Origin of the sequence: Streptomyces clavuligerus (genome assembly GCF_005519465.1) — a bacterium.
Lineage (GTDB): Bacteria > Actinomycetota > Actinomycetes > Streptomycetales > Streptomycetaceae > Streptomyces > Streptomyces clavuligerus.
Map to the genome: position 1 here is coordinate 6661496 of NZ_CP027858.1, position 12242 is coordinate 6673737.

General features: G+C 73.7%; 11 protein-coding genes. 10 read left to right on the forward strand and 1 reads right to left on the reverse strand.

Annotated elements, in window-relative coordinates; all coding sequences use genetic code 11:
• The first annotated feature begins 428 nt into the window (after window positions 1-428).
• The 3 genes from CRV15_RS27985 (at window position 429) to CRV15_RS27995 (ending at window position 2589) form a co-directional block, all read left to right on the forward strand.
• Entirely contained in the window at window positions 429-1436 is a 1008-nt protein-coding gene (locus CRV15_RS27985) for a DUF1996 domain-containing protein (protein ID WP_003959198.1), read from the forward strand.
• Window positions 1437-1516: 80 nt separating this feature from the next.
• The gene (locus tag CRV15_RS37930; RefSeq protein ID WP_009995041.1) at window positions 1517-1873 is read left to right on the forward strand and encodes a SigE family RNA polymerase sigma factor; all 357 of its coding nucleotides are present in this window, start codon (window positions 1517-1519) and stop codon (window positions 1871-1873) included.
• Window positions 1870-2589: a zf-HC2 domain-containing protein gene (locus tag CRV15_RS27995; RefSeq protein WP_003959197.1), complete on the forward strand. Its 720-nt coding sequence runs from the start codon at window positions 1870-1872 to the stop codon at window positions 2587-2589. The genes CRV15_RS37930 and CRV15_RS27995 overlap by 4 nt, the downstream gene beginning before the upstream one ends.
• Before the next feature lie 184 nt (window positions 2590-2773).
• Here the strand turns inward: CRV15_RS27995 and CRV15_RS28000 are convergent, their stop codons facing one another.
• A complete protein-coding gene (locus CRV15_RS28000; RefSeq protein ID WP_003959196.1) occupies window positions 2774-3841 on the reverse strand; it encodes a Rieske 2Fe-2S domain-containing protein in 1068 nt (355 codons plus the stop codon).
• A 197-nt stretch (window positions 3842-4038) separates the two neighbouring features.
• On the opposite strand from CRV15_RS28000, the gene CRV15_RS28005 reads away from it, so the two are divergent.
• From CRV15_RS28005 to CRV15_RS28040, 7 genes are all read left to right on the forward strand, one after another.
• Window positions 4039-4695 (forward strand): maleylpyruvate isomerase N-terminal domain-containing protein, encoded by a 657-nt coding sequence (locus CRV15_RS28005; protein WP_009995040.1) that lies wholly within the window; start codon window positions 4039-4041, stop codon window positions 4693-4695.
• Between the two features lie 169 nt (window positions 4696-4864).
• On the forward strand, window positions 4865-5302 hold the full coding sequence (locus CRV15_RS28010) for an ASCH domain-containing protein (RefSeq protein ID WP_003959194.1): 438 nt from the start codon (window positions 4865-4867) through the stop codon (window positions 5300-5302).
• Between the two features lie 230 nt (window positions 5303-5532).
• Complete coding sequence (locus CRV15_RS28020) at window positions 5533-6798, forward strand: DUF418 domain-containing protein (protein WP_003959192.1); 1266 nt, start codon at window positions 5533-5535, stop codon at window positions 6796-6798.
• A gap of 201 nt (window positions 6799-6999) precedes the next feature.
• A complete protein-coding gene (locus CRV15_RS28025) occupies window positions 7000-8076 on the forward strand; it encodes a hypothetical protein (protein WP_003959191.1) in 1077 nt (358 codons plus the stop codon).
• A gap of 378 nt (window positions 8077-8454) precedes the next feature.
• Window positions 8455-9723, forward strand: a complete 1269-nt coding sequence (locus CRV15_RS28030) for a cytochrome P450 family protein (protein ID WP_003959189.1) — start codon at window positions 8455-8457, stop codon at window positions 9721-9723.
• 393 nt (window positions 9724-10116) lie between these two features.
• Window positions 10117-11076, forward strand: a complete 960-nt coding sequence (locus CRV15_RS28035) for a hypothetical protein (RefSeq protein ID WP_003959188.1) — start codon at window positions 10117-10119, stop codon at window positions 11074-11076.
• A gap of 1 nt (window position 11077) precedes the next feature.
• The gene (locus CRV15_RS28040) at window positions 11078-12160 is read left to right on the forward strand and encodes a hypothetical protein (protein WP_003959187.1); all 1083 of its coding nucleotides are present in this window, start codon (window positions 11078-11080) and stop codon (window positions 12158-12160) included.
• The last annotated feature ends 82 nt before the right edge of the window (window positions 12161-12242 follow it).

Below are 12242 nucleotides of genomic sequence, written 5' to 3' on the forward strand. Positions count from 1 at the left end.
CTCCTGGGCACCGGCGAACCAGCACGGCGGCCAGCAGCCGATGGTGCGCTGCCCGGTTCTCTCGGGACGCCGGTGGGGGACGGCCTTCTCCGGGCCGATGCCCCGGATGTTCGTGAGGGCCGCCCGGTCGAGCGTCGTCGCGGGCTTCCACCTCTCCGGGCAGGGGCCCGTACGGGGGGGGGGACTCCGTCGGCCACGCCGTGTCCTTGGCGAAGCGGTACGGGGTCCGCCCCCCGGCGTCCCGCACGATCGTCCCCGGACCGGCGTCGTCCCGGGTCGGCAGCGGCGGCAGGGCCTGCGCCCCGGCCCCCGCCTCCCCGGCCCCCGCCTCCGCGGCTCCGCGCCGCTGTCCGCGCCCCGGGCCGCGACAGCCCGCCGTTCAACCCTCCCTTGTTGAACCGCTGTTCAAAAACTGGAACTCTGGCCACGTGGGTATACAACGCTGTTCGAGACGGAAGACGCTGCTGAAGCGCGCGGCCGGGGCGGTGGTGAGCGTCACCCTCGCCCTGGCCGCCGCCGTCGCCGCGGTCGCCGCCGCCCACCGCCCCGGGGACGAGCGGGACGCGCCCCCGGACAGCCTCTACGCCGCCCTCGCCGAGCTGCCGCCCGCCGCCCCGGAGCCCGCCGCCGGGCCCGACGCGTCCACCGGCTCCGTCACCGTCGACTGCGGACGCAACGAACGCGGCCACCGCAACACCGACAACGTGGTGACCTCGCCCGGCCTCGTGGGCGGCGCCCACCACACCCACGACTACGTCGGCAACACCACCACCGACGCCCGCTCCACCGCCGCCTCCCTCGCCGCCGCGCCCACCACCTGCGCGGGCGGCGACCGCTCCGCCTACTTCTGGCCCGTCCTGCGCCGGCTCGACCGCGAGGGACCCGACACCGGTGCCCACGGCGGCGGACGGCACGGCAACACGGGCCGGATCCTGCTCCCGTCCTCCGTACGGATCGACTACCTCGGCAACCCGGTCAGCAAGGTCGTGCCCCACCCCGCCGGACTGCGGATGATCACCGGTGACCCGGTCGCGGCCACCGCCACCACCGACGCGCGGGTCCGGGCCGAGTGGGGCTGCTCCGGCAGCCCCCGCCGTGGCGCCACCCGCTATCCGCGCTGCCCCGACGGCGGCGGCCCGACCCGTACCCTCACCTTCCCGAGCTGCTGGAACGGTCTCCACCCGGACAGCGAGGGGCACCGGTCCCACATCGTCTTCCCCGCCGCCAACGGTGTCTGCCCGCCCGCCACCTTCCCCGTCCCGAAGCTGCGTGTCACCCTCCGCTACGAGCTGCCCGGCGGTGTGCCCTACGCGGTCGACTCCTTCCCCGAGCAGCATCGCCACCCGAGGACCGACCACGCCATGTTCGTCGACGTCACGACGGAGGCCCGGCGCACCCGCATCGCCCGCTGCCTGAACGAGGGACGGCGTTGTTGAGCCCATCGTGAACGGCGGTGAACCGTCCGGCTCCCCCATCCGTGTTCACCGCATCGAGCAGCGGAGGACGGAGTGAGCGGATGGCGGCACTGTGGTCGCGCGCCCGGCAGCACACGAGTGACGGGGTGGTCGTCCGGGCCCTCCACCCGGAACACGGCGGCGGAGCCCTCCCGGTGTACGCGCGACGGCCGGCGGGGGACCGCGCCACCGCCGGGGACATCGGCGGGGGGACGCCGGTCCGGCTCTCCCGGGACCACCGCGAGGTCCTGGTGGGGATCTGCTTCCGGGACCGGACCGCCAACGTCCTCGGCATACCGGCGGGAACGGTGGAATCCCGGTCGCACCACGCGCTGAGACGATGGGGAGAGCTGTACGCGGAGCGGGCCGGGCCGACGGGACCCGTCCGGCCGGCCGCGGCGAAGGAGGCGGCGGCATGAGCGTGCGGCGGCACGACAGCGCGCTGCTCGGCGCCTATGTGCTCGGTGCCCTGGACGAACGGGAGCGGCGCGAGGTCGAGACCCATGTGGCTGTCTGCGGGGAGTGCCGGGTGGAACTGGAAGCCCTCGGGGAGCTGGAGGCCGCGCTCGGCGAGGTGCCCCCGGAGGCGTTCGTCGAGGGCCCGCCCGACGGAGGCGACCTGCTGCTCCAGCGCACTCTGCGCGAGGTGCGCGCGGAGCGTTCCCGGGCCGGGGTCCGGCGCCGGGTGCTGCTGTCGGCGGCGGCGGCCGGCACGGCGGTCGCCGTCCTCGGCGCCGGTTTTCTGCTCGGCCGCGCCGGAGCGGCGTCCGGCGCCGGGGACCCGGCCCGGCCGTCGCGGCCCCCGGCGGTCGCCGCCCCCACGCCGGGCGAGGGCGTCCGGTTCGGCACCGCGGCCGACGACCGTACCGGCGCCCGGATCTCGGTCCGGGTGACACCCGCGTCCGGCTGGGCCCGCGTCAGCGCGGCCGTCGGCGGCATCCCCGCCGGGGAGCTGTGCCGGCTTGTCGTCGTCGGCCTCGACGGCACCCGGGAGATCGCGGGAAGCTGGCGCGTCGGCGGTGCGGAGAAGGGCGCACGCGTCGACGGATCGGCGGCCGTGGCGGCCGGGGACATCCGGGAGGTCCTGGTCGAGAGCGCCGCCGGAAAGCGGTATGTGACGACCCGGCTGTCCTGACGGGCCCGTCGGGGACCGGCCCGGGCACCCGGCACCCGGACCGTCCCTCCCGTCCCGGCCCCGCACACGGCGGGACGCCACCCACCGTGAGCCACCACCGGCGGACCGACGGCGAGTCACCACCACCGGCGGCGCGCACCGGGGCCGGGCGGGCTCGGCCCGGACTCAGGGGCCCCTGCCGGTCTCAGGCCGGTTCGGAACGGGCACCGGCGCCGCCGACCGCCGTCTCGGGGTAGAAGCGGCGCGCCCAGCGCCGGAACGGACCGATCGGGCCGTCCCCGTGGGCGAGCTGCGGCGGCTGCCGGTACTGCTTGGTGTCCCAGATGGGGAAGTCGGCGGCGGTGAAGGCACAGCTCGCGCGGAAGACGGCCCCGTTCAGCACCCGCTCGGCGGTCCGGCTCACGACCCGGGCCAACGGGCCCGGCAGCCACCCCGGTTCATCGAAGGCGATCCGGTTGAGCTGCCGGAACTGCATCCGGTTGGGACTGATCGCGGTCGGCAGCACCGTCGTGCACATCCGCAGCCCGAACCGGGGTGTGGACACGTCCACGTGCAGACACCCCAGGCCGTAGCCGTCGACCTCGATCTCCACCGTGAACTCCCCGAACAGGGGCGCGGACTCATGGGCGCGCATCGACAGATGGAACGTCGTCCCGTCATAGGCGACGGGCCCGCCGGTCTCCGCCTTCTTCCAGCCGTGGAGGGTGGCGAAGTGCCCCACGTCCACCGAGTTCTCGATCACCTCCTGGGCATGGCCCGCCAGCTCCCACACGGCGTAACGGGCGGGTCTGCGGCCGATGACATGCCAGGTCGGAATCGACCAGTCCGGCTCCCGGCCGTCGTGGTGCCGCCACACGAACACCGCGCCGTTCGCCTCCCACACCGGCAGCAGACGCAGCGCGGCACGCGGCGGCTCGGTCCCGTACCCCGTGCGGACACACGCGCCGTCCGGTCCGAACGCGAAGGAGTGGAACGGGCACACCAGAACGTCGCCCTCGACCTTCGCCAGACCCAGATGGGCACCCAGGTGCGGACAGTAGGGCCGCACGGCCCGCACCCCTCCCGTTCTCAGCCGGTACAGCACGACGTCCTCCCCGGCGAGCGGCCGGGTCAGCACCTTGCCCGGCTTCAGCTCCCCGGAGAACGCCAGCGCGGCCCAGCCGCTCGGATACGGCAGCACGGCAAGCCCGGCGCGGTCGGCGGAGGTCGGCCCCTCGCTGATGGCACGGCCGTACTCGCGTGAGAGTCCCATGCTCTCCCCCCAGGTGGTCTCGGCTGGCCCAAGCCTGCCCACCCCGGGCCGGGACTCTCCCGGAACGCCGGGGATCACCCGAAAGAGGGAGCGGAGGGCGATACATCGAGGTGTGCCCGTTTCGCTCCGGTGCTGGATCGAGGCTCGCGGCTGCCCCCTGCCTGGTGGGACTCCCGCCCGCGCACTACCGTGCCGGGGTGGAACTCTTCTCCCGCTCGTGGACAGCGCTGCGCTCGGCGGTCGCCGGGCTCGCGGACGAGGACTTCGCCCGGCCCTCCGGGTGCGGCGGCTGGCTCGTCCGCGACCTGGTGTGCCATCTGGTCATCGACGCCCAGGACGTCCTGATCACCCTGGCGACCCCCGCCGCGACGGAACCGACCCGTGACGCGGCGACCTACTGGGAGCCCGCCGCCACCCGGCCGACCGGCGACGACCCGCTCGACGCGCTGACCGTCCGGCTGGCCGCCGCCTACGGGGACCCGCGACTGCTCGCCTTCCATCTCGACGACGTGGGCTCCGCCGCCGGACGCGCGGCCGGACTCGCCGACCCGGAGCTGCGGGTCGCCACCCAGGGGCAGGTGCTCACGGCGGGCGACTACCTCTCGGCGTACGTCCTGGAGTGGACCCTGCACCACCTCGATCTGACCGCCCACCTCCCATGGGCGGCGGGGCCGCCCGCGGACGGGCTGGCCCACTCCCGCGCCCTGCTGGAGCGGATCGCGCGGGTGACGTTCCCGGGATCGTTCCCCGACGCGGACGCGCTGCTGATCGGCACCGGACGGCGGGCCCCTGACGAGGCGGAACGGGCCGCGCTGGGGCGGTCGGCCGCCCGCCTCCCCGTCTTCCTCGGCTGAGGAGCCCCGCCGGACGGGAGCCGCGACCGCCGTCCGCCGCCCCCGGTGCCGCACCGCGGCCCGCCGCCGCCCGGCCCGGCTGCGCCTCCTCCCCAGCCGCCCGCCGCGCTCCGGCCGTTGTTACCGTTTCCCCATGCCCGAGCCTCTTTCCCCCGCGGACATCGCGGCGATGCCCAGGTCCGAGTTCGGTTTCCCCGGCCCGCTCCGCGACCGTCTCGTCGCGGCCATCCTCGACGGGGCCAAGACCGCCACGACCGGGCTCCTCGCCGACTACACCTGGGACGACGAGCCCCTGCCGGAGGCCGGGGACCACTCGGCCGTCCTCGACTCGGAGGACCGCCCCGTCGCCGTCATCGAGGTGACCGAGGTCCGGGTGGTCCCCCTGGGCGAGGTCGACTTCGCCCATGTGGCGGACGAGGGCGAGGGACACGCCACCGTGGCGCAGTGGCGGACGGAGCACGAGCGGTTCTGGAACGGGGCGGACCTGCGGAGGCTGCGGGAGGAATCCGGCCTCTCCGCGGACGGGTTCACCGTGGACGACACCACCTCCGTGGTCCTGGAACGCTTCCGCCTCGTCGCCGATCTGCGTCCCCTGGGCAGCGGCTGACCGCCTGAGCCCCTGACCGCCCGGTGCCGGAGACCCGCCGTCGCGGGCCGCCCGGCCCCCGTCCACGCCCCGGCCCCCGCGCCCGTCCCGGCCCCCGTGCCTGCCCCGGCCACCGTCCCCGTCCCGGCCGACTGTTCTCGATCTTGCTGTCAGGTCCCCGGGCCCTCCGCGCGTCCTACCCTCCGGGCCCGCGCGGACGGTGCCCCGGACTCGACAGTAGGGCGACGAACATGACAGACACGGCGAAAGCCCGTTCCGCGGCCGAAGGGCCGGAGGAACCGGGCACGACGGAAACCGCGCCACGGGAGATACGACGGATCGCGGACGTCGACGCGCTGCGGGGCTTCGCCCTGCTCGGCATCCTGCTGGTCAACCTCACCGTCACCTCCACCGCGTACATTGGCGGCGGCGGACTGACGGACCCCGCCTTCGACGGGCCGTTACACGACGCCTGGCGCTATCTGATCGCTGTGCTCCTGGAGACCAAGTTCTATCTGCTCTTCTCCTTCCTCTTCGGCTACAGCTTCACCCTCCAGATGCGGTCCGCCGAACGCGCGGGCGCCCGGATCGCCCCCCGCGTCCTGCGCCGCTGCGCCGCTCTCCTGGCGATCGGCGCCGTGCACGCGGTGGCGCTCTACACGGGCGACATCCTGATCACCTACTCCGTGCTGGGCCTGCTGCTGCTCGCCTGCCGCAATCTGCGCCCCCGTACCGCCGTACGCGTCGCCGTCACGATCTTCGCCGTCCTGGCCTCCCTCTATCTGGCGCTGAGCTGGACGGTCTGGGCCGGGCATCTCGACATCGACGTCGAGGCGGACCCGGCCGAGGCCCGTGCCACGCTGGAGGCGCTGCGCGGCGACGTCGGCTCGGTGCTCGGGGAGAACCTCTCGGAGCAGCCCATCGCCGCGCTGTTCATCCTGTTCGTCCAGGGGCCGCCCGCGTTCGCCGCCTTCCTGCTGGGGCTCGCGGCGGGCAAGCTCGGCATCCTCGCGCGCGCGGCCGACCACCTCGCACTGCTGCGGCGGCTCCAGTGGGCCGGCTTCACGGTCGGGCTCGGCGGCGCCCTGGTCTACGCGTACGCCATCAAGCAGGGCACCGGGATGGAGACCGTCGGCCTCGCCCTCGCCGTGGACATGGTGACGGCGCCCCTGCTGACGGCCGCCTACGCGGCCACCGTGCTGCGGCTGCTCTCCGGGGCGCGCGGTGAGCGGATCAGCGGGGCGCTGGCCCCCGCCGGGCGGATGGCGCTGACGAACTACCTCAGCCAGTCCCTGGTGATGGCGCTGCTCTTCACCGGCTACGGCCTCGGACTCGTCGGGCGGGTGGCACCGTTCCTCGTCACGGTCGTCGGCCTGACCCTGTTCGCCGTCCAACTGGTGCTCAGCCGCTGGTGGATGAGCGGCCACGCGTACGGCCCCGTCGAATGGGTGCTCCGCGCGGTGACCAACGCCCGCCGTCCGCGGTGGCGGTCCCGGCGGGAGCGGGCTTCGGGCTGAGCCGCGTCCGGTGACCCGGGTGCGGTCCGGGTCCGTCCCGGACCGCACCGTCACCGAAAACACAGCTGTGACCTGCGGGTTCATCTCCGCGGACGCTGTGCGATCATGCAGAGCCAGCGGACGGCGGCCGGAAGACGCCGCGGCGGTGGGCAAGGTGAGGAGTCAGGTGTGAGCGCGGGCGGGGGACCGGACGGATCGTCCATGTCCGACGAGGAGTGGGAGCGGTTCCTCCAGGAGTCGGTGGACGGTACGTCCGGCGCCCCCAAGGAGCCGTCGGCGCGGGCCCGGATCGTGGCACGGCGGCTGCGGGAGAACCCGGGGGAGCCCGAGCCCTGGCGGACCTATTCCCCCGCCGCGCCGCGGCGAAGGCGCCGGACGGCTCGGTACGCGGCCGGGCTGACGGTCTGTGCCGCCCTGCTCGCCGTCGCGCTCTTCCCCGACCGGGTGACCGGCTGGTTCGGCGGCGGCGCCACCACGGCCGCCGGGGAGCCGCTGCCCGCCGAGACGGAGCGCCCCACCCAGCCGCCGCCCACGGGACCGGCCCAGCGGCCCACGCCCGACGAGCCGTTCCGGGGCTCCCCCGCGGAGCGCTGGGCGAGCGGAGCGGACGGGATCGCGCTGCCCGGGGCCAGGGCCACCGGCTGGATGAGCACGGCACAGGTGGGCCGGGCCCTGGAGCGCACCCGGGACTTCCTCGCCGCGTCCAACCTGGACCCCGGGGTGCTGCGGGGCGAGCGCCCCGCACGGGCGATCGCGCTGATCAACCCGCGTCAGCGGGACACCGCGGAGTATCTGTCGGCCGCGTTCCGCGCGCCCGACGAGAAGAACGACCCGCTGCTGCTGTTCACCCGGTTCGACTCCGACCGGGTGCGCCCCGTCGGGGACGAGGTCAGGACCCGGGGCCGGGTCACCTACGAGGAGGGCGACCGGGGCGCCCTGAGGGTGACCACCGACGTCACCTATGTGTACCCGGTGACGCGGGTACCGGACGGCGGCGAGGTCGTGCGCACGATCGTCCGCCGCGAGGTGGTCCTGGAGTGGAACGATCCGGCGAAGGTGATCACGAAGCCCGGGACCTTCTCCCTCGTCTCGTACTCCGTCGACACCACCAACGGCGGCTGCGGCGCCGTCGTCGGCCTGCTCACCCCGGAGTTCGGCGGACGCCCGGCCGGCGTCGGTGAGGGCCCCGCGGTCGACCCGTACGACCGCGGCACCTCGATGGCCGAACTGGCGCGGACCACGGACGGCGAGGAGTGCGGGGCCGCCACTCGGTCCTGACACCCGGTCCGCCGCCCCCGTGTGCCGCCATGACGACGCCGCCCGGGTGCCCCACTGCGACGACCCGCGGGCGGCTTTGGTGCGCCGCCGCGCGTCCGGCCCCGGGGGGCGGGGAGCGGGCACGGTCCCGACGCGCCCACGTGAACGGCGCCCGATGAGCGCGTAACCGCTCACGAGCGGACCCGGGTTCCGCGCCCCCTCGCGCCACCGTGCGTGCCGAGCGCTTCCCCGGACGGAGCGAATCACCTACGGTGGGAGGAGGCTCGACAGTACCGGTCCCGGTGGTCCCGCCGGGGTGCCGTCGGCGCCCGCCCGGGCCCGCGACCCCTTGTCGCGCACCCGGGGACCCCGCACGTTTCCCACCCTCCGGGAGGCGCCATGACAGCTCCGGCACCGGAGCCGGCCGACCGCCACGCCGTCCAGCCGCCGCATGTGCTGGACCCGGCGGCGCGCGACCGCGCGGCCGAGGACGCGGCGCTGCGGGCGCGCGGATCCGTGACCCGGGTCGACGTCCTGGGCGAGGAGGTGTGGGCGATCACCGATCCCGTGCTGCTGAAGCGGCTGCTGCTGGACGGGCGGGTGTCGAAGGACTCCCGGCGCCACTGGGACCGGTTCCCGGAGCACACCACCGACTGGCCCCTGGTGCTGTGGGTGGCCGTGGAGAGCATGTTCACCGCCTACGGCCCCGAACACCGGCGGCTGCGACGGCTGATCGCCCCCGTGTTCACGGCCCGCACGGTCAACGCGCTCGCGCCCGACATCGAGCGCTTCGCCCGTGAACTCCTGGACGACCTGGCCACGACGCCCCCCGGCGGGACGGCCGATCTGCGCGAGAGGTTCGCGAACCCGCTGCCGCTCCGGGTCATCGGCCGCCTCATGGGGCTGCCGGAGCGGATGGTGCCCGACTTCCGCCGGGTCGTCGACGGCGTCTTCGCCACCGCGGTCACCGCCGCGGAGGCCGCCGCCAACACCCGGGACCTCTATCGCACGGTGGAGGAGCTGATCGCCCTCAAACGGGAGCGGCCCGGGGACGACCTCACCTCCCGGCTGATCGCGGCCCGTGACACCGAGGGCGACGGACAGGGGCTCAGCGAGAAGGAGTGCGGCGAGATGCTCCTGCTCATCATCAGCGCCGGGTACGAGACCACGGTGAACCTCATCGACCAGGCCGTGGTCGCCCTGCTCACCCACCCCGGGGAACGGGCCGCCGCCCGCGCCGGAACCGTGTCCTGGGGCGATGTGGTCGAGGAGACCCTGCGCTGGCAGGCCCCGGTGCCCCTGCTGCCGATGCGGTACGCGATCGAGGACATCGAACTGCCCGGCGGCACGGTGGTCCGGCGCGGGCAGGCGATCCTCGCCGCCTACTCCGCCGCCAACCGCCACCCCGGTCTCCACGGGCCCACGGCCGGGGAGTTCGACCCGGCCCGCGCCGACAAGAGCCATCTCTCCTTCGGCCACGGCGTCCATGTCTGCCTGGGTGCCCCCCTGGCCCGGCTGGAGGCGACCATCGCGCTGCGCCTGCTGGACGAGCGCTTCCCCCGGCTGGCGCTCGCCGTCCCGCCCGGCGATCTCGTCCCGCTGCCGTCCTTCCTCGCCAACGGCCACCGGTCCGTGCCCGTCGTCCTCGAACCCGGCGCCCCCGCCTGAGCGGATCCCCGGCGCGGTAGCCGGACAGCCACCGGGCCCGTCCGCCCGGTGTTTCCCCGGTGCCGGGCGGCAACGTCCGCTCCGGCAGCCGGAGTCGACGACCGTGTGGCGCGGCTGCACCCCGTCCGTCACATGGTCCACCAGGAGCGCGGTGCCCGGCGGGTATCGGCCGACGAGGGCGCTCACCTGTGGTGCTCCGAGGTGCGGGAAACCTGCGACGGTATTTCTTTGCCCACTGTTTAATCAATGGCCGAACGGCTTCGTTTCGAGTGGAAATCAATTCGTCAATTCGCACATACCGGACGGTATGGAAAAGTTTTTCCAACGGGGGTGAACCAGGGCCGTCAAGGGCCGCGTGCCATGGGTGACCCAACGGATCGACAGGAGTGTTGCATGCCTCTTGGCTACCTCTTTGGCGGCGGTGTAGGAACCGAGCCGCACGGCATCGAACTCTATGAGGGATTTCCCGCCGTGCGCCGGTTGTACGGTCAGATATCTGAATGGACGGGACTCGGGGCCGAACAGATCCTGAACGGTGAGCTGCCGGGCGGACAGGAACAGCGGCAGAGCGCGGGCTCGATCCGGGAAGCGGCACTCGCGCTGTCGGTGCACGACCTTCTGGCCGAAGCCGGACTGCGCCCCTCCGCGATCGGCGGGCTGAGCCTGGGCGCACTGACGGCCGGTGCCCTGGCGGGCGCGCTGGAGCGCCGTGCCTTCTTCGGGGCGCTGGCCCACGCGGCGAACGCGCCCGGCCCCGGGCCGGGGGACCCGGAGCAGGGCATGGCCCTGGCCTTCGTCCCCGTCGACACGACACCCCTCGACCACCCCTGGCACGGCCTGGTGGACGTCTACTTCGCCGGGGACTTCGGCCCGATGGCCGACGGCTCCCGGCGCATCCTGATGCTCGCGGGGCACCGGGAGGCCCTGGACCGGGTGGCCGCCGGGGCTCCGCCCGGCGGAGTCGTCGTGCTGCCGGGCCGCACGATCGCGGTCCACTCCCCGCTGCGGGCCGCCTTCCGCGACTTCATGGCCCCCCATGTCGCGGCCCTGCCCTTCACCGCCCCGGCCCTTCCCCTGCTCTCCTGTCTGGAGCGCGGCGTCCTCACCACCGCGGCGGAGGTACGCGATCTGTTCCAGCGGAATCCCGTTGAGCCCATCAGTCTGGTCGATGTCTGCGAGGGGATGCGGGACGAAGGCGTACGGTTGGCTCTGGTGATGGGCCCCGCGATCCCCGAGGGCCTTCTTGACTTCCCCTTCCCGGTCGTGCACGTGGAAAAGCCGGAACATATACGGTTGGCCGTGGAAACTGCTTATGAACTCGGTATCGATTTCTCCGGTGCGCGGAGCGGCTGATATGTGGGAGGAAAGCTGTCCGGTCGATCCGGATACCCTTGTCGGAACATGGCTCGAAGCCGACATCGACACCTGGACGCGTTCCGTGGTCCGGCGCACTTTCGACCCCGGGTCCGGAAGTCCCTATTGGCTGCGGCGGGCCCGGGGGTTCGACTTCGATCCGCTCGACATCACCCGTTACGCGGAACTCCCCGCCCTGGGTCCCTTTTCGCTGCCGGAGTTGCGGGCACTCGATCCCGCGGAGCTCGTCCCGCGGGCGGTTCCCCGCCCTCTGGCCGGGAGGGTGTGGGACACCGGCGGCACCTCGGGACCGCCCTGCCGTGTCTTCTACACACCCGGCATGCTCCGGCACCGGGCCGTGTGGCGCAGATGGTCCTTCGTCCGGGAGGGATTCGCCCCCGGCCGTACCTGGCTCCAGGCCACCCCCTCCGGGCCGCATCTCATCGGACACGGCGCCTGGGAAGCCGCCGATCTGTACGCGGGACAGGTCTACGCCATCGATATGGACCCCCGCTGGGTCAAACGGCTCATTCGCGAGGGGCGGCTCCAGGATGTCGACCGCTATACTGCGCACCTCGTCGAACAAATCGCCGACGTCCTGGAGCGGGGGCGGGTCCACTATCTCACCACCACCCCCGCCCTTTTCGAGACACTGCGCCGGCGCGTTCCCGACCGGATCGCCGCACTGGACGGGGCCCGCCTGAGCGGGACACAGATCAACGCCACGATGTACCGCGACTTCATTGCCGCCCTGGACGGCGGGGTCTGCGGCATCAGCTACGGCAACACCTTCGGCAACGCCGCGTGGCTCGGCGTACTGCGGGACGGCAGGACACTCCCGTACATGCCGAACTACCCCCAGGTGACGATGGCGGTCGTCCGCAAGGACGACTGGACGGCCGTCGTCCCCGAGGGGGGCAACGGACAGGTCCGTCTCACCGTGCTGCATGAGGATCTCTTCCTGCCGAACATCCTCGAACGCGATCAGGCGGTGCGCTACACCGACGAACAGTGGCCCTGTGACGGCGTCGCCGACGTACGCCCGCTCCAGGTCACGAACTCGGCCCCCGAGGGCCTGTACTGACCCTGCCGCACCACCCGCGGAGCGGCGGGCGCGCGATCACCGCGTACGCCCGGCCGTGCTCCGCGTACCACGCACCGCACCG

What these genes read in the sequence shown, in the direction of transcription:
- CRV15_RS27995 (WP_003959197.1), top strand. Translation starts at nt 1,870, where the DNA reads ATGAGCGTGCGGCGGCACGACAGCGCGCTGCTCGGCGCCTATGTGCTC.
- CRV15_RS28010 (WP_003959194.1), top strand. Translation starts at nt 4,865, where the DNA reads ATGCCCAGGTCCGAGTTCGGTTTCCCCGGCCCGCTCCGCGACCGTCTC.
- CRV15_RS28030 (WP_003959189.1), top strand. Translation starts at nt 8,455, where the DNA reads ATGACAGCTCCGGCACCGGAGCCGGCCGACCGCCACGCCGTCCAGCCG.
- CRV15_RS28040 (WP_003959187.1), top strand. Translation starts at nt 11,078, where the DNA reads ATGTGGGAGGAAAGCTGTCCGGTCGATCCGGATACCCTTGTCGGAACA.
- CRV15_RS28000 (WP_003959196.1), bottom strand. Translation starts at nt 3,841, where the DNA reads ATGGGACTCTCACGCGAGTACGGCCGTGCCATCAGCGAGGGGCCGACC.
- CRV15_RS28020 (WP_003959192.1), top strand. Translation starts at nt 5,533, where the DNA reads ATGACAGACACGGCGAAAGCCCGTTCCGCGGCCGAAGGGCCGGAGGAA.
- CRV15_RS28025 (WP_003959191.1), top strand. Translation starts at nt 7,000, where the DNA reads ATGTCCGACGAGGAGTGGGAGCGGTTCCTCCAGGAGTCGGTGGACGGT.
- CRV15_RS37930 (WP_009995041.1), top strand. Translation starts at nt 1,517, where the DNA reads ATGGCGGCACTGTGGTCGCGCGCCCGGCAGCACACGAGTGACGGGGTG.
- CRV15_RS28035 (WP_003959188.1), top strand. Translation starts at nt 10,117, where the DNA reads ATGCCTCTTGGCTACCTCTTTGGCGGCGGTGTAGGAACCGAGCCGCAC.